The sequence below is a fragment of the Shouchella sp. JSM 1781072 genome, from assembly GCF_041949915.1.
Lineage (GTDB): Bacteria > Bacillota > Bacilli > Bacillales > Bacillaceae_D > Shouchella.
Genome location: NZ_JBHFQE010000003.1, coordinates 575,396 through 597,121, shown reverse-complemented (window position 1 = coordinate 597,121; position 21,726 = coordinate 575,396). Strand labels below are relative to the sequence as shown.

The following is a 21,726-nucleotide window of genomic DNA, read 5'->3' as shown; positions in this document are numbered from 1 at the left end:
AACATGCGTTTTGATGAGTCTTACTCCGGAAAAGTGTTTATTATGAGTCGTGCAACTTACGAGGAAGCGGATGCGGTGATTTACGGCATGCCGATGGACTGGACTGTGTCGTTTCGTCCAGGCTCTCGCTTTGGTCCTGCGCGCATTCGTGAATCTTCCCTCGGTTTAGAAGAGTATAGCCCGTATGCAGACAAGCATCTAGAAGAAGTGTCGTATTTTGATGCAGGGGATATGCCGCTTCCATTTGGAAATGCTGCGAAGAGCTTAGACATGGTTGAAGACTATGTAGAAGGTTTGTTAAACGATGGCAAATTTCCTCTTGGGTTAGGTGGGGAGCATTTGTTGTCATGGCCAATTTTTAAAGCGATGTATCGGAAGTATCCAGACTTGGCGATTATTCACATTGATGCTCACGCTGATTTGCGTGAAGAGTATGAAGGAGAAGTGTTATCTCATTCTACCCCGATTCGTAAAGCATGCGGGCTTATTGGTCCGGAAAATGTGTATTCATTTGGCATTCGTTCTGGTATGCGTGAAGAGTTCGCATATGCGAAAGAGTCAGGCATGAATTTATTTAAGTTTGATGTGGTCGAGCCCCTGAAGCGCGTACTTCCTAAGCTAAAAGGGCGAAATGTGTATGTGACAATTGATATTGATGTGCTTGACCCTGCGTTTGCTCCTGGAACTGGAACGGCTGAAGCAGGCGGCATTACGTCAAAAGAGTTGTTGGAAGCACAAATCCATTTAGCAAATGCTGACTTGAATATTGTTGGAGCTGATTTAGTTGAGGTAGCTCCGGCATACGATCCAAGCGAGCAGACGACGATCGCTGCTAGTAAGTTTGTTCGTGAAATGCTATTAGGTTGGGTAAATAAACGGTAGAGTTTCCACGTACAGGACATCTGTTTTTTCATGAATTGGAAACGCGATTCGATTGCAAGACGTATATAAACGCAGTAAAATGGAGAAGGAAGTAATGATTGTATGAATAATAGAATGGAATGAACAAATGATGAAGAGGAAAGTTCAGATCTCTTTTCAAACCATGACATATTTAGAAGGTCAGCAACCTGACTCCTTCTCTTTTGTAACAGAAGGCGATTTTTATATAAAAAATAACGCCTCTTATTTACGCTTTAAAGAAGCGCATACCCATGGACAAGATGTCTATTCGACCATGAAATGGGATGGTGAGGAATTGATGCTCATCCGTCAAGGCGCCATTATCATGCGTCAAAGTTTTGCCTCTAAGCAAGAAACGCTCGGCCGCTATGTGACGCCTGAGGCTTCGTGGGAAACAAAAGCGATGACGGAAACGCTGTTTGTTCAACTTCCTAAAGCGAACAAGTCTAAAGGGAAAATCTATGTGCGCTACCATTTCTTTTTACAGGGACAATCAACTGGTGAGCATGAGATTCGCATTGGCATTGAGCGAAAAGAAGAATAAACGCGAGGCGAGGAAGCGAGGGTTCGTTCCCTTGCCTTTTCTTTGATTAGAAAACGGTAGACGGAAAGGAAGTACGGAATGAATACAATGGATCAAATGAAACAAACGTTGCAAGAGGAGATTAAACAAGCGATTCTAAAAGCAAATCTTGCTAATGAAGAAGAAATACCAGAGATTTTTCTTGAGACCCCAAAAGATAAAACACATGGTGATTATGCGACAAATGTGGCGATGCAGCTTGCTCGTGTGGCGAAAAAAGCACCTAAACAAATTGCTGAAAGCTTTACAGAGCACTTGGATAAAGAAAAAGCAGGGATTAAAAAAGTGGAGATCGCTGGTCCTGGCTTCGTAAATTTTTTCTTAGATAACAGTTATTTAAGAGACATCGTGCCAACGGTTCTTTCTGCTGGCGAACGATACGGAGAAAGCGATGCAGGCAAACAAGAGAAAGTGTTAATTGAGTTTGTGTCAGCCAATCCAACCGGAGATTTGCATTTGGGGCATGCGAGGGGCGCTGCTGTAGGGGATTCACTCTCGAATATTATGGCAAAAGCAGGATATGATGTTTCAAGAGAATATTATATTAATGATGCAGGAAATCAAATTGATAATTTAGCGTTATCGCTACAAGCACGCTATATGCAAGCGCTGGGCCATGATTTTCCTATGCCAGAGGACGGCTACCAAGGTGCAGATATCATTGATATTGCGGCACAATTAAAAGCTGAAGTTGGCGATGAATATGCAGATTTAGAAGAGCGTGAACGACTAGAAATTCTTCGTAACTATGGACTTAATAAAGAGCTAGAGAAAATCAAAAAAGACCTTAGCGTGTACCGAGTTGCGTTTGACCATTGGTTTTCTGAATCCTCTCTTTATGATTCAGGTCAAGTTGAAAGAGGACTTGAAGTTCTTAAAGAAAAAGGGAAAACGTACGAGCAAGATGGGGCAACATGGTTGCGTTCCACTGAATATGGGGACGATAAAGACCGCGTGCTCGTGAAAAATGACGGCAGCTACACGTATTTAACCCCTGATATCTCGTACCACTTAGATAAATATGATCGTGGCCATGACCGTTTGATTGACATTCTTGGAGCAGATCATCACGGGTACATTCCAAGAATGAAAGCAGCCATTCAAGCGTTAGGCTATAATGCAACGCGTTTTGATGTTGAGATCATCCAAATGGTAAGTCTCTATCAAGGTGGGGAAAAAGTGAAGATGAGTAAACGGACAGGGAAAGCCGTGACGCTCCGTGATCTTATGGAAGAAGTCGGCATCGATGCGACGCGTTATTTCTTTGCGATGAGAAGTGCAGATACGCATTTAGATTTTGATATGGATTTAGCTGTTTCAAAATCAAATGAAAATCCGGTTTACTACATTCAATATGCCCATGCCCGAATTTCGTCAATCTTACGTCAAGGTGAAGAAATGGGGATGAAGGATTATGAGCAAGCTGATTTATCATTCCTTGAAACCGAAAAAGAGTATGAACTCTTAAAAGCGATCGGGGATTTCCCAACAGCTGTAGCGGATGCGGCGAAAAAACAAAACCCGCAGCGTATTGCTAACTATACGTATGACTTAGCACAAACGTTGCACAGTTTTTATAACGCAAATCGCGTCGTTGATAGTGAAAACGAAGGTCTAACGTATGCGCGTTTAGAGTTAATGAAAGCTACACAACTAACGATTAAGAATGCATTGGCTCTTCTTGGAGTTCATGCACCTGAGAAGATGTAAAAATGGAAGTGATTTGGTGGGTACTCATTGCGGTTTTCTTTATAGCGAGCTATGTAGGCTTAATCGTACCGATTGTTCCATCTGTTTTAGTGTTATGGGGTGGCTTTCTTGTCTATATTTTCGGCTTATCCGGTAGCTTAAGCACTTGGTTTTGGATTGGAATGGCTGTCTTAACGATCTTTCTACTAATCGTTGATTTTTTAGCGAATGTGATCTTTGTCAAACGAACAGGTGGCTCGAAATGGGGGGAGCGGATGGCGTTAATCGGTGTCATTATTGGTGCATTCGTGTACCCTCCCTTTGGGTTAATCCTTGTACCATTTGTGCTTGTACTGGCTGTAGAGTTGCTTCAACAAAAGACCTTTTCTGAAGCAATAAAAATTGCATTTGCTTCATTTCTCGCTTTTTTAAGTGGGTCTTTTGCAAAAGCCGTCGTGCAAACGGTGATGATTGTTTGGTTCTTTATTGAAGTATGGATCGGGTAATTAAAAGGTGAAGGCGAAGCCCTGAAAAGGGTTTCGCCTTTTTCTACTTGAAAGCTCTCCGCATCAATGACAACTTACAAAAGATTAACGAGTGGCTTTGTAACGTTTTCTTTGAGGCGATCAAGCATAGGTCTTTGTTTTAACGATTCTTCCGTCACGTTAACGGATCGCGCAAGGTCATGGTGAAAAAGACTCTGTGCTTCAGATATGAACGTTAAATCGCTTGTGATACAGCACATCTCGTCATTTAAATGTATGCTTCTACGATCAAAGTTTGCGGTTCCAATTAAGCACGTAGAGTGATCCACAATAAAGGCTTTGACGTGATAAAATCCTCGGTAATAATGATGAACCATTGCGCCTGCACGAATAACCTCATGTAGAAAAGGAGTCGCTCCGTGCTTTACAAACGGGTGATCCGCTTTTTCTGGAATAAGAATGGTTACTTGCACACCTCGTTCACATGCCTCAAGCAATGCTTTTTGAATGGCTTTGGTTGGAATAAAATAAGGTGTACCTAGTAACAACGATTCAGTAGCAGAATGAATCAAGGACAAGTATTTCTGTTCAAGTCCGACTCCTTGTGTGCTTAAAAACTGTACATGTTGGTCTCCTTGTTCTAATGGAGGAAAAAACGACTGATGTTTCGGCAACTCGTCTACTTTTTCAAAGTCACGCATAAACTGAGTTTGGATCGCTGCGACACCTTCTCCTGTTAATCGAACGTGGTAGTCGCGCCAATACCCAAAGAAAGGATTACGACCAAGGTACTCATCTCCAACGTTGAATCCACCAATGTAGCCAACTTTTCCATCAATGCAAGATAGTTTTCGGTGGTTTCGCCGGTTGAGAGAGAAGAAGACATAGGGCCATTTAAGAGGTGAAGATTTTCGGTAAACCACACCTGCTTGTTTTAATTTCTTTTTATCCGATCTTGAAAGTTTGCAGCCAAATCGATCAATTAAAAGTCTTGTTGTCACACCGGTCGATGCTTTTTCGCACAACGCTTGAATCATCTGTTCACCAATGCCATCACTTCGAAAAATATAAAATTGCATATGAATATGGTGTTTTGCTTCCGTAAGGTCTTTAAATAACGATGAAAATAATTCTTCTCCATCAGAAATGATGGTTGCCGAGCTTGGTAAAGACGATGTCAGCTCACTTTTCTCCTGTTCATGGAGTCGTTTTAGACCGAAAGCATAATCCAATCGCGCCCAAAACAGAAGTAGACCAATCATAACGACTATAAGTATCCAAAGCATGTGAAATGCTCCTTTCTGCTTTTTTATCGTTACCGAAGAAGGGAATGCCCATCCAAATTAAATAAAAAAATTTTCATCGACTGAATGCTCATTCATTAAAGTTGTGATATACTACGCTTAACGATACTTGAGGAGGTATAAAATGGAAGTAAGTTCTGCTCTACTCACGGTGAATTGGGTTTTATTTCTTCTTGTAACCGGTTACGCGGTTTATCTCTTTGCTAACCTTGTGTGGACGAGAGTTCAGTTTATAAAATTAGGCAAGAAAGCTGAATTCGACAATACGATGCAAGAGCGTATGCAAGCGATCTGGAAAAACGTGTTTGGCCATAAGAAATTAATGAAAGACAAAAAGAGCGGGATCATTCATATTATGTTTTTCTACGGGTTTTTAATGGTTCAGCTAGGGGCCATTGATTTAATTTGGAAAGGTCTAAATCCTGGAAGTCATTTACCGCTCGGACCTGTTTATCCATACTTTGTTTTGTTCCAAGAGCTTGTTGTCGCCATGATCTTAATTGCCGTTGTATGGGCATTCTATCGACGTTATGTTGAGAAACTAGTGCGACTGAAGCGGAACTGGAAAGCTGGTCTTGTTCTTATCTTTATTGGTGGATTAATGGTTTCTAAGACCCTTGCTAAAGGAATGGAAATGATTTGGCTTGGAAAAGAACTAACCGGATTTGAACCACTTGCTTCATCTGTTGCATTTCTGACAAGCTGGGTGCCGGTTTCTGTTGCAGGCGGATTATTCTTCGTATTTTGGTGGATGCATTTGTTGTTCTTATTAAGTTTTCTCGTGTATGTGCCGCAATCAAAGCACGCACACTTACTTGCAGGACCTGCGAATGTGTTCTTAGGTAGAACCCACGAAGTAGGAAGATTGGCAAAGGTTAATTTTGAAGACGAAGAAGCTGAAAGTTTTGGTGTCGGAAAAATTGAAGATTTCAATCAAAAGCAACTTCTTGATTTATATGCGTGTGTGGAATGCGGACGTTGTACAAATATGTGTCCCGCAACAGGAACAGGAAAAATGTTGTCGCCAATGGATTTACTTTTACGAATGCGCGATCATTTAACTGAAAAAGGAGCGGCGATTACTTCCCGGTCTCCATGGATGCCTGCCTATGCGTTTTCGGGGACAACAGCGAATACATTAGCTGCAAAAGGACATGAAGAAGCAGCAGCTAGTTACGATGTGAGTTTAATTGGAGATGTGATCACGGAAGACGAGATTTGGGCATGTACGACGTGCCGAAACTGTGAAGATCAATGTCCGGTTATGAATGAGCATGTTGATAAAATTATTGATTTACGTCGTTACCTTGTTTTAACAGAAGGAAAAATGGACCCGGATGCACAGCGTGCGATGCAAAACATCGAACGTCAAGGGAATCCATGGGGGATTAGTAGAAAAGAACGCGAAAACTGGCGCGATGGACGTGACGATATTGACGTACCAACGGTAAAAGAACTAAGCAAGAAAGAAGAAGAATTTGAATATCTGTTCTTTGCAGGTTCTATGGGTGCATATGATAATCGTAGTCAAAAAGTAGCGCAATCATTTGCGAAATTAATGAATATTGCTGGCGTATCTTTTGCGATAATTGGGAATAAAGAAAAGAATTCTGGTGATACACCTCGCCGTCTAGGAAACGAATTTTTATTCCAAGAACTTGCAACCGCTAACATTGAGTTGTTCCAAAAGCATGATGTAAAGAAAATTGTAACGATCGATCCTCATGCGTACAATACATTTAAAAATGAGTACCCTGAATTTGGCTTGGAAAATGTCGAAGTTTATCATCATACGGAACTTCTTGCAAAATTATTGCAGGAAGGAAAGCTATCGCCGACGAAAGAAGTAAACGAAACCATTGTGTTCCATGATTCGTGTTACTTAGGTCGTTATAACGATGTGTATGATCCACCGAGGGAAATTCTAAAGCATATTCCAGGTGTAAATGTCGTTGAAATGGAACGTAATCGTGAAAACGGCATGTGTTGTGGAGCTGGTGGTGGCATGATGTGGATGGAAGAAGACAAAGGACAGCGTGTAAACGTTGCCCGAGCGGAACAGGCACTTGCCGTAGCACCTTCTGTAATTGGAAGTGCTTGTCCATATTGCTTAACGATGCTGAGTGACGGCACAAAAGCTTTAGAAAAAGAAGATGATGTACAGACGTTGGATGTCGCAGAAATTCTAGAACGATCATTGGAAGAACCTGCTTAAGAAAGATTCGCTTTATGCGAATCTTTCTCTTTGTACCAAATTGACCGAGCGTTCGCTCGAAAAGGAGAATACGTAAATGAAATCCGTTATTATTGATGGTGCCCGTACGCCAATTGGCAAAATGGGTGGGGTCTTATCGAGTTTTAAAGCGCCTGAATTAGGTGGACTTGTTTTAAAAGAAACGTTAAAGCGTAGCAAGCTGCAGCCAGATGCAGTAGATGAAGTCATTATGGGGAATGTCCTGCAAGCTGGTGTTGGTCAGCTACCTTCACGACAAGCGATGCATGCTGCTGGCATACCGTGGGATGTAAAGACTGAAACGATTAATAAAGTATGCGCGTCAGGCATGCGTGCAGTTACGATGGCAGATGTCGCCATTCGAGCAGGAGAAGCTGAAGTCATTCTTGCAGGTGGGATGGAGTCGATGTCCAATGCACCCTACTATATGCCGAAAGCGCGATTTGGAGCCAGAATGGGAGATGCGACGCTTGTAGATGGCATGGTTTACGACGGCTTAACTTGTTCTTTTACGAATGTTCATATGGGCGTCTATGGAAATGAAACAGCAGAAGACTTACAGCTTTCAAGAGACGATCAAGATCGCTGGGCTGCACGTAGCCAAGAATTAGCAGTTGCTGCAATTGAAAGCGGTGTCATGAGTGAAGAGATTGTTTCTGTTGAGGTAAAAGGTCGTAAAGGGGAAACAACGGTCGTTGATCGAGATGAAGCGCCTAGAAAAGGAACAACGGCTGAGGCATTAGCGAAATTAAAACCTGTTTTTGGCAAAGATGGGACGATTACAGCTGGAAACGCACCAGGAGTAAATGATGGTGCATGTGCCATGCTCGTGATGAGTGAAGACCGTGCAAAGCAAGAAGGGATGAATCCGTTAGCGACCATTGTTGCCCATGAGCGAATTGCAGTCGACCCGAAAGACTTTCCTAAAACGCCAGGTCTTGTAATCAATAAATTACTAGAAAAAACGTCTGTGTCCCTTAGCGATATAAAACGTTTTGAGATCAATGAGGCGTTTGCTGCAGTTGCGTTAGCAAGCAACCAGTTGGCAGACCTAGATGAAACCAAAGTTAATGTGAACGGTGGTGCAGTTGCATACGGTCACCCAATTGGTGCGAGTGGCGCGCGAATTGTGCTTGCTCTCGCTTATGAGCTAAAGCGAATTGGCGGCGGATATGGAATCGCATCAATTTGTAGTGGTGGAGGTCAAGGTGACGCTGTCCTTCTATACGTAGAGGAGGATGCTTCTTGAAAACGATTATGGTAATTGGTGCTGGACAAATGGGAGCTGGGATTGCAGAAGTATTCGCTGCAAAACAGCATCCTGTTCTCCTGCATGACCAAAAACATGAATTTGCGCAAGCGGGTGTAGACGGTATTGAAAAACGACTACAACGGTTAGTAGAAAAAGGGTACAAAGAGCAAGATGAGCTAGCCTCAACCCTTTCTTTCTTAACGCCAACAGCGGATATTAGACGGGTCAGTGAAGCGGACGTTGTCATTGAAGCAGCAACGGAAAATGTAGCAATAAAGAAAGCGATTTTTAAAGAGTTAGATCAATTCGCCAAAAAAGATGCGATTCTAGCAACCAATACATCTTCCTTACCTATTACAGACTTAGCGAGCGTTACAACACGACCTGAACAAGTCATTGGCATGCACTTTATGAACCCTGTTCCGCGAATGAAGCTTGTTGAAATTATTCGCGGATTGGCGACAAAAGATGAGGTCTTTCAGGAAATTGAAACCCTCACTCATCAGCTTGATAAGGTACCGGTATGTTCGGAAGATTTTCCAGGATTCGTCTCGAACCGAATCTTAATGCCGATGATAAATGAAGCGATTTTCACTCTTTATGAAGGGGTAGCATCTGCTGAAGATATTGATACGGTCATGAAACTTGGGATGAACCATCCAATGGGTCCGCTAACACTGGCCGATTTTATTGGTCTTGATACGTGCTTATCAATTATGAATGTTCTTCACGATGGGTTTGGTGATGATAAGTACCGTCCATGTCCATTATTGAAGAAGTATGTACAGGCGGGCTGGCTTGGAAAAAAATCAGGCAGGGGGTTCTTCCACTATGAGTAGTGTATTTTTCAATGAAGAACAAATAATGATGAAGAAAATGGTGCAGGAGTTTGCTCGTGAACAGATTGCGCCACATATTGAAAAAATGGAAGAGGAAGATTGGTTTCCACGAAGCATTTTGACACAAATGGGGGAACTTGGCTTAATGGGTGTCCCGGTTCCTGAAAAATATGGCGGTGCAGGGATGGATTTTGTCTCGTACATTATAGCCGTTCATGAAATATCGAAAGTGAGCGCTAGTCTTGGCTTAATTATGAGCGTGCATACTTCAGTAGGGACGATTCCCATTGTGCTGTATGGAACGGAAGCGCAAAAACAAAACTATGTGCCGAGGCTCGCGACAGGAGAGATCATTGGGGCATTCTGTTTAACCGAACCGAATGCCGGAAGTGATGCGAAATCCTTGCAGACAAGAGCAGTGAAAGACGGAGACACGTACATTCTTAACGGCTCCAAAGTATTTATTACAAATGGTGGCGAAGCAGGGACGTATTTAGTTTTTGCGGTAACGGACCCTGATGCTGGTTCAAAAGGGATTTCTTGCTTTATCGTTGAAGACGGTACGGAGGGCTTAATCGTCGGCAAGAAAGAAAAGAAACTCGGACTGTATGGGTCTTCCACAACAGAAATTATTTTTGACCAGTGTCGCATTTCAAAGGATCAGTTGTTAGGAAGCGAAGGGGAAGGGTTAAAAATTGCTCTTGCCAACCTGAACTCGGGACGGATCGGCATCGCCGCACAATCACTTGGTATTGCAGAGGCTGCGCTAGAAGCTGCTACGAATTATGCGAATGAACGAAAGCAATTTGGCAAGAAGTTGAGCCAACATCAAGGGTTGGCATTTAAATTAGCAGATATGGCAACGGATACGGAAGCAGCGAAGCAACTAACCTACGCCGCTGCATTCTTAAAAGAAAAAGACTTACCTTGCGCAAAAGAAGCAAGTATGGCGAAATTGTTTGCGTCGCGAACCGCAATGGATGTGTCGACGAAAGCCATTCAAGTGTATGGTGGGTATGGGTATATGAAAGAATATCCAGTCGAACGGTATTTCCGAGACGCGAAAGTGTGTGAGATTTACGAAGGGACGAGTGAGATCCAGCAAATGGTGATTTCAAGACAGCTTTCCTCTTAAAGAGAGATGCGCTTTTTCCCTCCGTGTTAGAATGATAGAATCGTGATGACAGGAGTGGGTGTAATGGCCGGGAAAAAAGTAATACCATCAATGGTGAAAGACGAGAAATTGATCAAGAAACGTCGGGAACAGATGATAAAAGGAGCCGTTAGCCTTTTCATTGAAAAAGGATTCCATCGCACAACAACGCGAGAAATTGCTAAGCAATCAGGGTTTAGTATCGGCACGCTCTATGAATACATTGGTACAAAAGAAGATGTGCTTTACCTTGTGTGTGATTCGATCTATGATGAGGTAATGGAGAGTGTCAAGCGATTGCTAGATGAAACCGGCACACCACTTGATCGTTTGAAGATCGCGATTCGTTCTTATTTAAAGGTCGTAGACGAAAAGCAAGACGAAGTGCTTGTCATGTACCAAGAAACAAAGTCACTGCCAAAAGAAACGCTGCCTTACGTTTTGAAAAAAGAATTAGAAATGGTGACGTTGATGGAGTCGTTTATCGTTGCCTGTGTGCAAAATGGAGATCTCCAGCTCTCAGATAAAGAGCAGCACCTTTTGGCGCATAATATTCTTGTTCTCGGTCAGATGTGGACGTTCCGTCGTTGGTCGATGCAAAAAGAACTTGATATTGATGAATATAGTCAATTACAAATTAAACAGTTGCTTGCTTCGTACGCTTTGTCAGACTCGCAGTAACCGAATACTGTGAGTTTTTTATTATGGCTGGAAATAAACATAAATCTTGTTTATAATGGAACGTATGATTTTAGCAGTAAATGGCTTACACTAATAGATGATTCGATTCATGAAGATAATGGAGGGTGTGCCCGATTATGGTTGATTTGCAATCTTTGAAACAAGAAGAACTTGATGAGATGTCCCTAGTTGAAGCAGCATATGCAATTATGGTGAATAAAAGACAGGCGTTTAATTTTTATGATTTACTAGAGGAAGTTGCAAAATTGAAAGGTCTTTCTAAGTCAGAGGCTGAATCGAGAATTTCTTTCTTATATACAGACTTAAATATCGACGGACGTTTTCTAACACTTGGAGATAACCAATGGGGATTGAAAGCTTGGTACCCGCATGAGCAGTCAGAAGAAGAAATCACTCATTCTGTGAAACCAAAACGCCGTAAAAAAGACGAGGACGAAGATGATTTCGATGCGATTGACGAACTTGAAGAAGACGAGTTTGAAGATCTAGAAGATGAGCTAGATGAACTGGCAGACGAAGAAGATCATGATGAAGAAGAAGACGGAGATGATGACGATTACTCCGATAAAGATGAAGAGGAAGAAGAACTAGGTGAATTTGACGAGGAAGAAGAAGGGTCAAATGAGGAAGAGGAAGATTAAAAAGTCTGCTTGACTTCTCTTCAATAACTAGGTAAAATCATTTTTGGGCTTATCATGAGCTTATATAATGGAGATAATAAACAAAAGTGCGCCCCATAGTATGCCTATGGCGACGTGTCACTTTTGTTTTTTTTTTGATAGATGCATGTGTGGAGCAAGATCCCCTTAAAAGCTAAAGGAGGAAGTAGGATGGCAGCAAAATATATATTTGTTACAGGTGGCGTAGTTTCTTCACTAGGAAAAGGGATTACAGCTGCTTCATTAGGTCGTTTACTTAAAAATCGTGGATTGAAAGTGACGATTCAAAAATTCGATCCGTATATTAACGTCGATCCAGGGACAATGAGCCCGTATCAGCACGGTGAGGTATTCGTAACGGATGACGGCGCTGAAACGGACTTAGATTTAGGACATTATGAACGTTTTATTGATATTAACTTAAGTCAAAATTCAAATGTAACAACAGGTCGTGTGTATTCGACTGTATTAAAGAAAGAACGTCGCGGCGATTATCTTGGCGGTACGGTTCAAGTGATTCCGCATGTGACAAATGAAATTAAAGAGCGAGTTTTACGTGCTGGCCGTGAGACCGGAGCAGACGTCGTTATTACTGAGATTGGCGGTACAGTAGGTGATATTGAGAGCTTGCCTTTCTTAGAAGCAATTCGCCAAATAAAAAGCGACATTGGTATGGAAAATGTCCTCTATTTACACTGTACATTAATCCCTTACTTGAAAGCGGCTGGGGAAATGAAATCAAAACCAACCCAGCACTCTGTGAAAGAGTTACGTTCTTTAGGTATTCAACCAAATGTGATTGTTGTGCGTACAGAACGTCCAGTACCACAAGATATGAAGGACAAAATTGCGTTGTTCTGTGACATTCGCAAAGAAGCGGTGATTGAAGCAGGAGATGCAGATACGCTTTACCAAGTACCACTAGATCTTCAAGCACAAAAACTTGATCAAATCGTTTGCGATCATTTGCACTTAAACTGCGCCGAAGCAAACATGGATGAGTGGAATGCGCTTGTTGAACGTGTAAGCAATTTAAGCAAAAAAGTCCGTATTGCCCTTGTTGGAAAGTATGTTGAGCTACAAGACGCATACTTGTCTGTAGCCGAAGCGCTTCGTCATGCAGGGTACAATGTTGATGCAGATATTGAAATTGACTGGGTCTACTCTGAGCAAGTGAACGACGAAAATGTTGCGGCTCGCTTGAAAGATGCAGACGGTATTTTAGTTCCTGGTGGCTTTGGCGACCGTGGTGTGGAAGGGAAAATTGCAGCAACTCGCTACGCAAGAGAAAATAAAATTCCTTTCCTCGGTATTTGTTTAGGGATGCAGCTTGCATCTGTAGAGTTTGCCCGTACCGTGCTCGGCATGAACGGCGCGCATTCCGCGGAATTAAATCCTGATACGCCATATCCTGTTATTGATTTACTTCCAGAGCAAAAGGATGTGGAAGATTTAGGTGGTACACTACGTTTAGGTCTATACCCTTGTAAGCTTAAAGAGGGATCAATTGCTCGTGAAGCGTATGGAGAAGAAGTGGTGTATGAGCGTCACCGCCATCGTTATGAGTTTAATAACGAATATCGCCAACAAATGGAAGACGCAGGGTTTATCTTCTCTGGGACAAGCCCAGATGGACGTCTTGTGGAGATCGTTGAAATTGCCGATCATCCATATTTTATCGCGAGTCAGTTCCATCCAGAGTTTGTGTCACGTCCAACACGTCCACAACCTTTATTTAGAGAATTTGTGTCAAAATCTCTAGAGATGAAAGAACAATAGGATCGTTTTTCTAAGTAAGAGAAGTACGGTGGGATTCACACGTCCCGCCGTATTTTTTTTATGTTCTTATTTTTTCAGAAGGTTTCTAATTCAATGAAAGAGGGTACAAGACTAAGATTTCAAAAAACCTTAAAGGGGATTGAACATGAAAGCAGAGATTGTTCATACAAACCGTTTTTATTATGATACTTCTGTTGAGCAAAGCTTAAACTCGTTTCGATTAAAACCGAAAACAGACGAGCTTCAGCGGTTACTTTCTTACCGAGTGGATATTAATCCGAATTCAACGACCGCTCAATCAGTTGATATATGGGGAAACAATGTCGAGACGTTCTTTATCGCAGAGTCGCATCAATATCTTGAAATTAAAACGACCTCTGTAGTAAGCGTACAGCGAAGTCCGATCATTAATCATCTCGATTACACACCAGAAAGTAAAAAAATTTTCCACTCTGAAGTATTCAGAAGGCAGTACTTAGCGAGTTTAAAACAAACACCATACACGAACTTATCATTTGAACAATCCGAGGAAATCGTTCAAAAAGTGGGCGATCCATTAAACCCCATTACGTTTTCTCGTGACTTAATGGCATATTTGTATGAAGTCTTTACGTATGACACTGAAGCGAGTAATGTTCAAACATTGGCATCAGAGTCGGCTGATACTTTAAAAGGTGTGTGCCAAGACTACGCCCATGTCATGATTGGTGTATTGCGTTCACAGCGAATTCCTGCGCGTTATGTGAGTGGCTATCTCTATGTAGGTGAAGATTCAGCTTTAATTGGAGATGCGGCTAGCCATGCGTGGGTAGAAGTCATGATACCTGGAATTGGATGGGTCGGTCTTGATCCTACAAACAACGTAGAAGCATTGGAAAACCATATTATTGTATGTACAGGCAGAGATTATGGCGATGTGAGTCCAGTAGAAGGTGTTTATCGTGGAGGCGGGCATTCGTTAGATGTCAGTGTCGGTGTCCATTTACTGGAGAAATAATGAACGAAAAGACTAGAAGCACATCGCTTCTAGTCTTCAATTTCGTTAAGGATGTCGTCTATATTTAAATAAAGTTGGTTCGACAAGTAAAGCGCGGCGAGTAATCCAGGATGTCCGACACGCTCCCCTTTTTCATTTGGTGTTAGGCCTTTTGAAGCCCCGAGTGCAAACAAACTATCTACAAGGTGAGACCCTGTGTACTCTTTTTCTGTAACGATTAAAATGACGGGCGTTCCTTCTTGTTGGCACGTAGATAAAATCGATTCAGTCTCTTGGTCCTGTCCATCTGGCGAAAAAAGGAGAAAACGGTCTAAAGCTGTGGGTGCTTGTTGGTCGTAGATTTTCACATTAGGGAAGGGCTCAAATCCAGACGAGACCGCTTCTTCAAGAGCACTGAGCTCCTTAATTCCCTTGACATAAATCGTCCCATTTGCAATGATCGATTGGGATAAAAGTCTTGCTGCATTCTCTAATTCTTCTAGGTGAACCTCAGTCATCTTTTTTAACAAACCGATTAGTTGAGTCGTATAAATTTTATCCATATCGAATCCTCTCTTACACAATCCTGTTCATATTCTAGTTTCTGCTAAGATAAAATGCAAATTATTAAAGGAAACCCGCGAAACAACACGAATAAGAGTACAATGGAGAGGATGACTAGAGGAGGAAACTATGGAACATAATGTGATGATCGTTGACGATCAATTTGGGATACGTGTACTGTTAACGGAAATTCTACAAAAAGACGGCTATCAGATGTATCAAGCGGCCAATGGAAAAGAGGCATTGGATATTCAAGAGATGGAGGAAATCGATATTGTCTTATTGGATATGAAAATTCCTGGTATGGACGGCGTTGAAATTTTAAAGAAAATGAAGGAACGTCAGCCAACGATTAAAGTTGTCATGATGACCGCATATGGGGAGTTAAAAATGGTCAATGAAGCACTTGAAAATGGTGCGATTAGCTATATGGCAAAACCATTTGATATTGAAGATGTAAGGCAAGTAATTCGTCAAAATCTCTAAAAGTGTCAAAGATTAAAATTGGATCCGTTTACATTTAATTTCTAGCTCTTTCCTGGGTCATATCGAAAAAAGTTATGCTATAATAGATTCGGTTAAAGATTCGTGTGCCTAGGTAGGATGGTAATTTTATAATGATTTGATTACATAACTTTAGTATAAAAGGTTATTTTAACAAAGATAAGATCTACTTATTCGACCTAAGGTAAGAGAAATGAAGGAGGACAATTATGCCTTTAGTATCGATGAAAGACATGTTGAACAAAGCGAAAGCAGAAAGCTACGCAGTTGGTCAATTTAATTTAAACAACTTAGAGTTCACTCAAGCAATTCTACAAGCAGCTGAGGAAGAACAATCACCTGTAATTCTTGGTGTTTCTGAAGGTGCTGCTCGATATATGGGTGGTTTTAAGACAATTGTGGGATTAGTAGAGAACCTTATGGAAGAGTACAACGTTACGGTTCCAGTTGCGATTCACTTAGACCACGGTTCAAGTTTTGAGAAATGTGTAGAAGCGATTCATGCTGGATTTACATCTGTTATGATTGATGGTTCTCACTATCCACTAGAAGAAAACATTGCACTTACGAAAAAAGTAGTGGATGTTGCTCATGCGCTTGGTGTTTCTGTTGAAGCAGAGCTAGGTCGTATTGGTGGACAAGAAGACGATTTAATTGTTGATGATGCTGAAGCAGCTTATGCGATTCCTGAAGAGTGTAAAGCGCTTGTTGAAGCAACGAATGTTGATTGCTTTGCGCCAGCTTTAGGTTCTGTACACGGACCTTACAAAGGTGAACCAAACCTTGGGTTCGATCACATGAAAACAATCGATTCTCTAGTTGGAATTCCATTAGTTCTTCATGGTGGAACAGGTATCCCAACAAAAGATGTTCAAAAAGCGATTGAGTTTGGACATGCGAAAATTAACGTAAACACAGAAAGTCAGATTTCTTCAGCTAAAGCTGTTCGTGAAACACTAGCAGCTCAACCTGAACAGTATGACCCACGTAAATATTTGGGGCCTGCTCGCGACGCGATTAAAGCAACTGTCGCTGGTAAAATGAAAGAGTTTGGTTCTTCAAATAAAGCGTAAGTGTGAACAAATTTTATAAAAGCAGTCAATGACTGCTTTTATTTCCATTTATGAATGAAACCGTTTTTTTATAGGGGGATGTAAAAATGAAATTTTTTATCGATACGGCAAACCTTTCTGAAATAAAAGAAGCACACGAACTTGGAATTTTGGACGGAGTGACAACAAACCCTTCTTTAGTTGCAAAAGAAAATGTTGAATTTCATGACCGCATAAAAGAAATTGCTGCTGTTGTACCTGGAAGCGTCAGTGCAGAAGTCATTTCTCTTGAAGCGGACGAAATGATTCGAGAAGGAAAAGAACTTGCGAAAATCGCAGATAACATTACAGTAAAAGTACCGATGACAGTTGATGGATTAAAAGCGGTTCGTGCTTTGACAGAAGCAGGAATTGATACGAATGTAACGCTGATTTTTTCAGCAGCGCAAGCGTTGTTAGCAGCCCGTGCTGGTGCAACCTACGTATCACCCTTCTTAGGTCGCTTAGATGATATTGGTCATGATGGATTAAATTTAATTACAGATATTCGGACGATTTTTGATACACACGGATTAGACGCACAAATTATTGCAGCGAGCGTTAGACACCCGATTCACGTAAACGAAGCTGCGAAACGCGGTGCTCATATTGCAACGATTCCGCTTAAAGTGATTAAGCAATTAACAAAGCACCCGTTAACCGATAAAGGGATCGAACAATTTCTATCCGACTGGAATAAGTAAGGAAAGCGACATGGATTTGTGCATCACGAATAACTCTGAACATACTTATTCAAAAGGGATTAGGTATAAAAGGAAGGGATTATTATGCATAAACTGCTAATTAAAGGTGGGCAAACCCTCGAAGGAACTGTACAAATTAGTGGCGCGAAAAACAGCGCGGTTGCCCTCATTCCAGCCGCTATTTTAGCAGATAGTCCAGTTGTGATTGATAATCTTCCATCTATTTCTGATGTAGAGCTCTTAGCCGAACTCTTACGTGAAATTGGTGGCGAGGTCACAATGGATGATACGCAGATGAGAATCGAGCCTGAAAAAATGGTGGCCATGCCTTTACCAAACGGCCGAGTGAAGAAACTCCGCGCTTCTTATTATTTAATGGGGGCGATGCTCGGGAAATTTAATAAAGCGGTAATCGGTTTGCCAGGTGGATGTAATTTAGGGCCACGCCCGATTGACCAGCATATTAAAGGGTTTGAAGCGCTAGGTGCTCGTGTGACAAATGAACAAGGCGCTATTTATCTACGAGCAGATGAGCTGCGTGGCGCAAAGATCTATCTTGATGTTGTAAGTGTCGGCGCAACGATTAACATTATGTTGGCTGCGGTGAAAGCAAAAGGGCAAACGATTATTGAAAACGCTGCAAAAGAGCCGGAGATTATTGACGTTGCTACACTTCTCTCAAGTATGGGTGCCAAGATCAAAGGTGCGGGGACAAATGTCATTCGCATTCAAGGTGTAACGGAGTTAAAAGGATGCACACACTCGATTATTCCTGATCGGATTGAAGCAGGAACCTATATGATTATGGCTGCTGCAATAGGGCAGCGAGTTCAGATTGACAATGTGATTCCAACACATCTTGATTCGATTACGGCTAAGCTTAGAGAGATGGGTACGAAGGTCGAAGAAAAAGACGATCAAATGATTGTTGAAGGAATGATTGAAAAGAACGGCGTTGATATAAAAACGCTCGTCTATCCTGGCTTCCCAACTGATCTTCAGCAACCTTTTACGAGTCTTTTAGTTAGCGCAAAAGGCACGAGCATTGTAACGGATACGATTTATGATGCCCGCTTTAAACATGTAGATGAATTAAGACGCATGGGTGCAAATGTGAAAGTGGAAGGACGTTCAGCGATTGTAAATGGTCGTTCTCAGCTACAAGGAGCAAATGTCCGTGCGAGTGATTTACGTGCAGGAGCGGCACTTATTATTGCTGGATTAATGGCAGACGGTGTGACGGAAATTTCTGGGGTCGAACATATCGATCGTGGCTATGAACATCTAGAAGAGAAGCTTCGTGATTTAGGAGCAATTGTGTGGCGTGAAGAGTTAAACGAAGAAGAAATTGAGCAAGTGAATCAATCATAAGGGCTTGAACATTCGGGAGGATACAAAATAATGGAACGTAGTTTATCAATGGAACTTGTCCGCGTGACAGAAGCGGCTGCGCTTGCTTCTGGTCGTTGGATGGGTCGAGGGAACAAAGAAGAGGCAGATCGAGCGGCAACAGAAGCAATGAGAGACGTGTTCGACACGATCCCGATGAAAGGGACGGTTGTTATTGGTGAAGGGGAAATGGACGAAGCACCAATGCTTTATATTGGGGAAAAGTTAGGCAATGGCTACGGTCCTCGTGTAGATGTTGCAGTTGACCCTCTTGAAGGAACAAATATTCTTGCATATGGTCAGTGGAATGCATTAGCCGTTCTAGCGGTTGCGGATCATGGTAATTTGCTGCACGCGCCGGATATGTATATGGATAAGCTCGCAGTTGGCCCTGAATCTGTAGGGAAAGTGGATATTGATGCCCCTGTCCTTGATAATCTAAAAGCGGTTGCGAAAGCAAAAAATAAAGATATTGAAGATCTTGTTGTTACGCTATTGAATCGACCTCGCCATGAGAAATTAATTCATGACATTCGAAAAGCTGGTGCACGAATTAAATTACTGTCTGATGGCGATGTCGCTGCTGCTGTAAATACCGGCTTTGACGATACAGGTGTCGATTTATTAATGGGTTCAGGTGGAGCGCCAGAAGGTGTTCTTGCTGCTGCAGGACTAAAATGTTTAGGTGGCGATTTCCAAGGAAAACTATTGCCACAATCAGACCTTGAGCTTGCACGCTGTAAAGAGATGGGCATTACAGATGTAAATAAAATTCTTCGTATGGAAGATTTAGTTCGCGGAGACGATTGCATATTCGCAGCTACAGGCGTTACGGATGGAGAATTGCTTACAGGAGTTCGTTACAAAGGAACGAAAGCAAATACCCAGTCCCTTGTTATGCGTGCAAAATCAGGCACAGTACGATTTGTCGACGGTACGCATAGTATGAAGAAAAAACCAGATCTTGTTATGCGCTAAGATGTAGTCAATACCATGGCGCGATTCTGCTGTTGTTACGTGCGAATCGCGTCCATTTGATGTAAAATAACCTGAGGGAGTTTTTCTCCCTTTTTTTATTGATTAATTCTAGTAAATATGGTTAAAATAAAGTTTAGTTACTTCCTTCTATAAATACTTTTCTCCATTTTCCTTCCTTGTTAAAAAATTCATGACTAAAGTTAAATGAGTAAATTTTATATATGTAGATAGACGTTTTCGTTCGTCGTCTGTCAAAAAAGGAATAGAACGATAATGATAAAGCGTGGTGACCTTAATGAGCGTAAGTATTTCAGAATTAGAGAATATGACGTTAAAAGAATTGTATCAACAAGCCAAAACGTTTAAAGTCTCTTATTACAGTAAACTAACAAAAAAAGAACTAATTTTTGCTATTTTAAAAGGACAAGCGGAGCAAGACGGACTATTGTTTATGGAAGGCGTACTTGAAATCATCCAAAGTGAAGGTTTTGGCTTTTTACGACCAATTAATTACTTGCCAAGTACAGAAGATATTTATATTTCCGCATCTCAGATTAGACGATTTGATTTAAGAAACGGAGATAAAGTTTCAGGGAAAGTGCGTCCTCCTAAAGACAATGAGCGGTATCACGGTCTTCTTCATGTTGAAGCGGTTAATGGCGATTCACCTGAATCATCTAGAGAGCGACCTCATTTCCCGGCGCTAACGCCTCTTTATCCAGATGTGAAAATCGATTTAGAATCGAAGCCAGGTCGTGTGTCTTCGCGAATTATTGATATGGTCTCGCCAGTTGGATTTGGTCAACGTGGCTTAATAGTTGCCCCGCCAAAAGCAGGAAAGACTTCTTTAATGAAGGAAGTGGCCAACAGTATTGCTGAAAAGCACCCTTCTGTTGAACTGATCGTCTTATTAATTGACGAGCGTCCTGAAGAAGTAACAGATATGGAACGTTCCATAAAAGGAGAAGTTGTCAGCTCAACCTTTGATGAAGTTCCAGAAAACCATATTAAAGTGGCAGAACTCGTGTTGGAACGTGCAATGCGTCTCGTCGAGCATAAAAAAGATGTGGTCATTTTAATGGACTCTATTACTCGTCTTGCTCGTGCGTACAATCTTGTCATTCCGCCAAGTGGACGTACGCTATCTGGGGGGATTGACCCAGCTGCTTTCCACCGTCCAAAACGATTCTTTGGTGCAGCGCGAAACATTGAAGAGGGCGGAAGCTTAACGATATTAGCGACGGCCCTCGTTGACACAGGGTCACGAATGGATGACGTTATTTACGAAGAATTTAAAGGGACAGGGAATATGGAGCTTCACTTAGACCGTCGTTTAGCAGAAAGAAGAATTTTCCCTTCTATCGATATTCGTCGTTCTGGTACACGAAAAGAAGAGCTTCTTATGCCGAAATCCCAGCTTGATAAGCTCTGGACAATCCGTAAAACCATGAATGAGTCGCCTGACTTTACCGACCAATTTATCCGTCGTGTGAAAGAAACAAAAACCAATGTCGAGTTTTTTGAAGAAATGCAGGCAGAAATGACTGGTAAACGTCGCTCTTAAAACTTGATCTTGCAATATGGTGGCTGTCTTGATATAATTTCGGTTATGTGAGGAAAACTCTGTTTCAAATTTGATTCAGGGCAAAAGGAGATGAAATGCAATGAAAGCAGAAATCCATCCAACGTATCAAAAAGTTGTATTCTTAGATACGAGCACGGGCTTCAAGTTCCTAACTGGTTCTACTCGTGGTTCTAACGAAACAGTTGAGTGGGAAGATGGCAACACTTATCCACTTATTAAAGTTGAGATTTCTTCGGATTCACACCCATTCTACACTGGTAAGCAAAAGCTTGCTGATGCTGGTGGTCGTGTTGATAAATTCAAAAAGAAATACAACCTATAAGAAGCAAAAGACAGGCAGTCACGATTGCCTGT

Annotated in this window: 21 protein-coding genes; 19 read left to right on the top strand and 2 right to left on the bottom strand. The window is 41.8% G+C overall.

What is annotated here, in order from left to right; translation table 11 throughout:
- The first annotated feature begins 3 nt into the window (after nt 1–3).
- The 4 genes from speB to ACE1TH_RS16970 all read left to right on the top strand — a co-directional run bounded on the left by speB (nt 4) and on the right by ACE1TH_RS16970 (nt 3,681).
- On the top strand, nt 4–882 hold the full coding sequence (gene speB, locus ACE1TH_RS16985) for an agmatinase (protein ID WP_099304561.1): 879 nt from the start codon (nt 4–6) through the stop codon (nt 880–882).
- 127 nt (nt 883–1,009) lie between these two features.
- The gene (locus tag ACE1TH_RS16980; protein WP_255224209.1) at nt 1,010–1,447 is read left to right on the top strand and encodes a YwiB family protein; all 438 of its coding nucleotides are present in this window, start codon (nt 1,010–1,012) and stop codon (nt 1,445–1,447) included.
- Between the two features lie 78 nt (nt 1,448–1,525).
- Nucleotides 1,526–3,196: an arginine--tRNA ligase gene (gene argS, locus ACE1TH_RS16975; RefSeq protein WP_375079585.1), complete on the top strand. Its 1,671-nt coding sequence runs from the start codon at nt 1,526–1,528 to the stop codon at nt 3,194–3,196.
- 2 nt (nt 3,197–3,198) lie between these two features.
- Nucleotides 3,199–3,681 carry a DUF456 domain-containing protein gene (locus tag ACE1TH_RS16970; RefSeq protein WP_099304558.1) on the top strand — a complete coding sequence of 161 codons (483 nt, stop codon included), beginning with the start codon at nt 3,199–3,201 and terminating at the stop codon, nt 3,679–3,681.
- 74 nt (nt 3,682–3,755) lie between these two features.
- Here ACE1TH_RS16970 and cls read toward each other — a convergent pair whose 3' ends face one another.
- Nucleotides 3,756–4,946 (bottom strand): cardiolipin synthase, encoded by a 1,191-nt coding sequence (cls, locus tag ACE1TH_RS16965; RefSeq protein ID WP_099304556.1) that lies wholly within the window; start codon nt 4,944–4,946, stop codon nt 3,756–3,758.
- 142 nt (nt 4,947–5,088) lie between these two features.
- Between cls and ACE1TH_RS16960 the strand changes: the two genes are divergently transcribed.
- The 8 genes from ACE1TH_RS16960 to ACE1TH_RS16925 all read left to right on the top strand — a co-directional run bounded on the left by ACE1TH_RS16960 (nt 5,089) and on the right by ACE1TH_RS16925 (nt 14,578).
- Entirely contained in the window at nt 5,089–7,179 is a 2,091-nt protein-coding gene (locus tag ACE1TH_RS16960; RefSeq protein ID WP_099304554.1) for a (Fe-S)-binding protein, read from the top strand.
- 76 nt (nt 7,180–7,255) lie between these two features.
- Nucleotides 7,256–8,446, top strand: a complete 1,191-nt coding sequence (locus ACE1TH_RS16955; protein ID WP_099304552.1) for an acetyl-CoA C-acetyltransferase — start codon at nt 7,256–7,258, stop codon at nt 8,444–8,446.
- A gap of 8 nt (nt 8,447–8,454) precedes the next feature.
- Nucleotides 8,455–9,288 (top strand): 3-hydroxybutyryl-CoA dehydrogenase, encoded by an 834-nt coding sequence (locus ACE1TH_RS16950; RefSeq protein ID WP_099304908.1) that lies wholly within the window; start codon nt 8,455–8,457, stop codon nt 9,286–9,288.
- A complete protein-coding gene (locus ACE1TH_RS16945; protein ID WP_099304550.1) occupies nt 9,281–10,423 on the top strand; it encodes an acyl-CoA dehydrogenase in 1,143 nt (380 codons plus the stop codon). The genes ACE1TH_RS16950 and ACE1TH_RS16945 overlap by 8 nt, the downstream gene beginning before the upstream one ends.
- A gap of 63 nt (nt 10,424–10,486) precedes the next feature.
- Nucleotides 10,487–11,122, top strand: a complete 636-nt coding sequence (locus tag ACE1TH_RS16940) for a TetR/AcrR family transcriptional regulator (RefSeq protein ID WP_099304548.1) — start codon at nt 10,487–10,489, stop codon at nt 11,120–11,122.
- A 137-nt stretch (nt 11,123–11,259) separates the two neighbouring features.
- On the top strand, nt 11,260–11,784 hold the full coding sequence (gene rpoE / locus ACE1TH_RS16935) for a DNA-directed RNA polymerase subunit delta (RefSeq protein WP_099304546.1): 525 nt from the start codon (nt 11,260–11,262) through the stop codon (nt 11,782–11,784).
- A gap of 189 nt (nt 11,785–11,973) precedes the next feature.
- Nucleotides 11,974–13,581, top strand: coding sequence for a CTP synthase (locus ACE1TH_RS16930; RefSeq protein ID WP_099304544.1), 1,608 nt, complete (start codon nt 11,974–11,976; stop codon nt 13,579–13,581).
- Nucleotides 13,582–13,726: 145 nt separating this feature from the next.
- Nucleotides 13,727–14,578, top strand: coding sequence for a transglutaminase family protein (locus ACE1TH_RS16925; RefSeq protein ID WP_099304542.1), 852 nt, complete (start codon nt 13,727–13,729; stop codon nt 14,576–14,578).
- Between the two features lie 29 nt (nt 14,579–14,607).
- Here ACE1TH_RS16925 and ACE1TH_RS16920 read toward each other — a convergent pair whose 3' ends face one another.
- The gene (locus ACE1TH_RS16920; protein ID WP_099304540.1) at nt 14,608–15,120 is read right to left on the bottom strand and encodes a DUF2529 family protein; all 513 of its coding nucleotides are present in this window, start codon (nt 15,118–15,120) and stop codon (nt 14,608–14,610) included.
- Nucleotides 15,121–15,250: 130 nt separating this feature from the next.
- Here ACE1TH_RS16920 and ACE1TH_RS16915 point away from each other — a divergent pair, with 130 nt between their 5' ends.
- The 7 genes from ACE1TH_RS16915 to ACE1TH_RS16885 all read left to right on the top strand — a co-directional run bounded on the left by ACE1TH_RS16915 (nt 15,251) and on the right by ACE1TH_RS16885 (nt 21,694).
- A complete protein-coding gene (locus ACE1TH_RS16915; RefSeq protein WP_099304538.1) occupies nt 15,251–15,607 on the top strand; it encodes a response regulator in 357 nt (118 codons plus the stop codon).
- Between the two features lie 227 nt (nt 15,608–15,834).
- The gene (fba, locus tag ACE1TH_RS16910; RefSeq protein ID WP_099304536.1) at nt 15,835–16,698 is read left to right on the top strand and encodes a class II fructose-1,6-bisphosphate aldolase; all 864 of its coding nucleotides are present in this window, start codon (nt 15,835–15,837) and stop codon (nt 16,696–16,698) included.
- Nucleotides 16,699–16,784: 86 nt separating this feature from the next.
- Entirely contained in the window at nt 16,785–17,420 is a 636-nt protein-coding gene (fsa, locus tag ACE1TH_RS16905; protein WP_099304534.1) for a fructose-6-phosphate aldolase, read from the top strand.
- Nucleotides 17,421–17,504: 84 nt separating this feature from the next.
- Nucleotides 17,505–18,791 carry a UDP-N-acetylglucosamine 1-carboxyvinyltransferase gene (locus tag ACE1TH_RS16900; RefSeq protein WP_375079584.1) on the top strand — a complete coding sequence of 429 codons (1,287 nt, stop codon included), beginning with the start codon at nt 17,505–17,507 and terminating at the stop codon, nt 18,789–18,791.
- Nucleotides 18,792–18,821: 30 nt separating this feature from the next.
- Nucleotides 18,822–19,787 carry a class II fructose-bisphosphatase gene (glpX, locus tag ACE1TH_RS16895; protein WP_099304530.1) on the top strand — a complete coding sequence of 322 codons (966 nt, stop codon included), beginning with the start codon at nt 18,822–18,824 and terminating at the stop codon, nt 19,785–19,787.
- Between the two features lie 295 nt (nt 19,788–20,082).
- Nucleotides 20,083–21,351 carry a transcription termination factor Rho gene (gene rho, locus ACE1TH_RS16890; protein ID WP_099304528.1) on the top strand — a complete coding sequence of 423 codons (1,269 nt, stop codon included), beginning with the start codon at nt 20,083–20,085 and terminating at the stop codon, nt 21,349–21,351.
- Nucleotides 21,352–21,451: 100 nt separating this feature from the next.
- Nucleotides 21,452–21,694, top strand: coding sequence for a type B 50S ribosomal protein L31 (locus ACE1TH_RS16885; protein WP_035394274.1), 243 nt, complete (start codon nt 21,452–21,454; stop codon nt 21,692–21,694).
- Nucleotides 21,695–21,726 lie beyond the last annotated feature (32 nt).

Excerpts from the sequence above, each read along its gene's own strand:
- speB (WP_099304561.1), top strand. The coding sequence starts at position 4 with ATGCGTTTTGATGAGTCTTACTCCGGAAAAGTGTTTATTATGAGTCGT.
- ACE1TH_RS16980 (WP_255224209.1), top strand. The coding sequence starts at position 1,010 with ATGATGAAGAGGAAAGTTCAGATCTCTTTTCAAACCATGACATATTTA.
- argS (WP_375079585.1), top strand. The coding sequence starts at position 1,526 with ATGAATACAATGGATCAAATGAAACAAACGTTGCAAGAGGAGATTAAA.
- ACE1TH_RS16970 (WP_099304558.1), top strand. The coding sequence starts at position 3,199 with ATGGAAGTGATTTGGTGGGTACTCATTGCGGTTTTCTTTATAGCGAGC.
- cls (WP_099304556.1), bottom strand. The coding sequence starts at position 4,946 with ATGCTTTGGATACTTATAGTCGTTATGATTGGTCTACTTCTGTTTTGG.
- ACE1TH_RS16960 (WP_099304554.1), top strand. The coding sequence starts at position 5,089 with ATGGAAGTAAGTTCTGCTCTACTCACGGTGAATTGGGTTTTATTTCTT.
- ACE1TH_RS16955 (WP_099304552.1), top strand. The coding sequence starts at position 7,256 with ATGAAATCCGTTATTATTGATGGTGCCCGTACGCCAATTGGCAAAATG.
- ACE1TH_RS16950 (WP_099304908.1), top strand. The coding sequence starts at position 8,455 with ATGGTAATTGGTGCTGGACAAATGGGAGCTGGGATTGCAGAAGTATTC.
- ACE1TH_RS16945 (WP_099304550.1), top strand. The coding sequence starts at position 9,281 with ATGAGTAGTGTATTTTTCAATGAAGAACAAATAATGATGAAGAAAATG.
- ACE1TH_RS16940 (WP_099304548.1), top strand. The coding sequence starts at position 10,487 with ATGGCCGGGAAAAAAGTAATACCATCAATGGTGAAAGACGAGAAATTG.
- rpoE (WP_099304546.1), top strand. The coding sequence starts at position 11,260 with ATGGTTGATTTGCAATCTTTGAAACAAGAAGAACTTGATGAGATGTCC.
- ACE1TH_RS16930 (WP_099304544.1), top strand. The coding sequence starts at position 11,974 with ATGGCAGCAAAATATATATTTGTTACAGGTGGCGTAGTTTCTTCACTA.
- ACE1TH_RS16925 (WP_099304542.1), top strand. The coding sequence starts at position 13,727 with ATGAAAGCAGAGATTGTTCATACAAACCGTTTTTATTATGATACTTCT.
- ACE1TH_RS16920 (WP_099304540.1), bottom strand. The coding sequence starts at position 15,120 with ATGGATAAAATTTATACGACTCAACTAATCGGTTTGTTAAAAAAGATG.
- ACE1TH_RS16915 (WP_099304538.1), top strand. The coding sequence starts at position 15,251 with ATGGAACATAATGTGATGATCGTTGACGATCAATTTGGGATACGTGTA.
- fba (WP_099304536.1), top strand. The coding sequence starts at position 15,835 with ATGCCTTTAGTATCGATGAAAGACATGTTGAACAAAGCGAAAGCAGAA.
- fsa (WP_099304534.1), top strand. The coding sequence starts at position 16,785 with ATGAAATTTTTTATCGATACGGCAAACCTTTCTGAAATAAAAGAAGCA.
- ACE1TH_RS16900 (WP_375079584.1), top strand. The coding sequence starts at position 17,505 with ATGCATAAACTGCTAATTAAAGGTGGGCAAACCCTCGAAGGAACTGTA.
- glpX (WP_099304530.1), top strand. The coding sequence starts at position 18,822 with ATGGAACGTAGTTTATCAATGGAACTTGTCCGCGTGACAGAAGCGGCT.
- rho (WP_099304528.1), top strand. The coding sequence starts at position 20,083 with ATGAGCGTAAGTATTTCAGAATTAGAGAATATGACGTTAAAAGAATTG.
- ACE1TH_RS16885 (WP_035394274.1), top strand. The coding sequence starts at position 21,452 with ATGAAAGCAGAAATCCATCCAACGTATCAAAAAGTTGTATTCTTAGAT.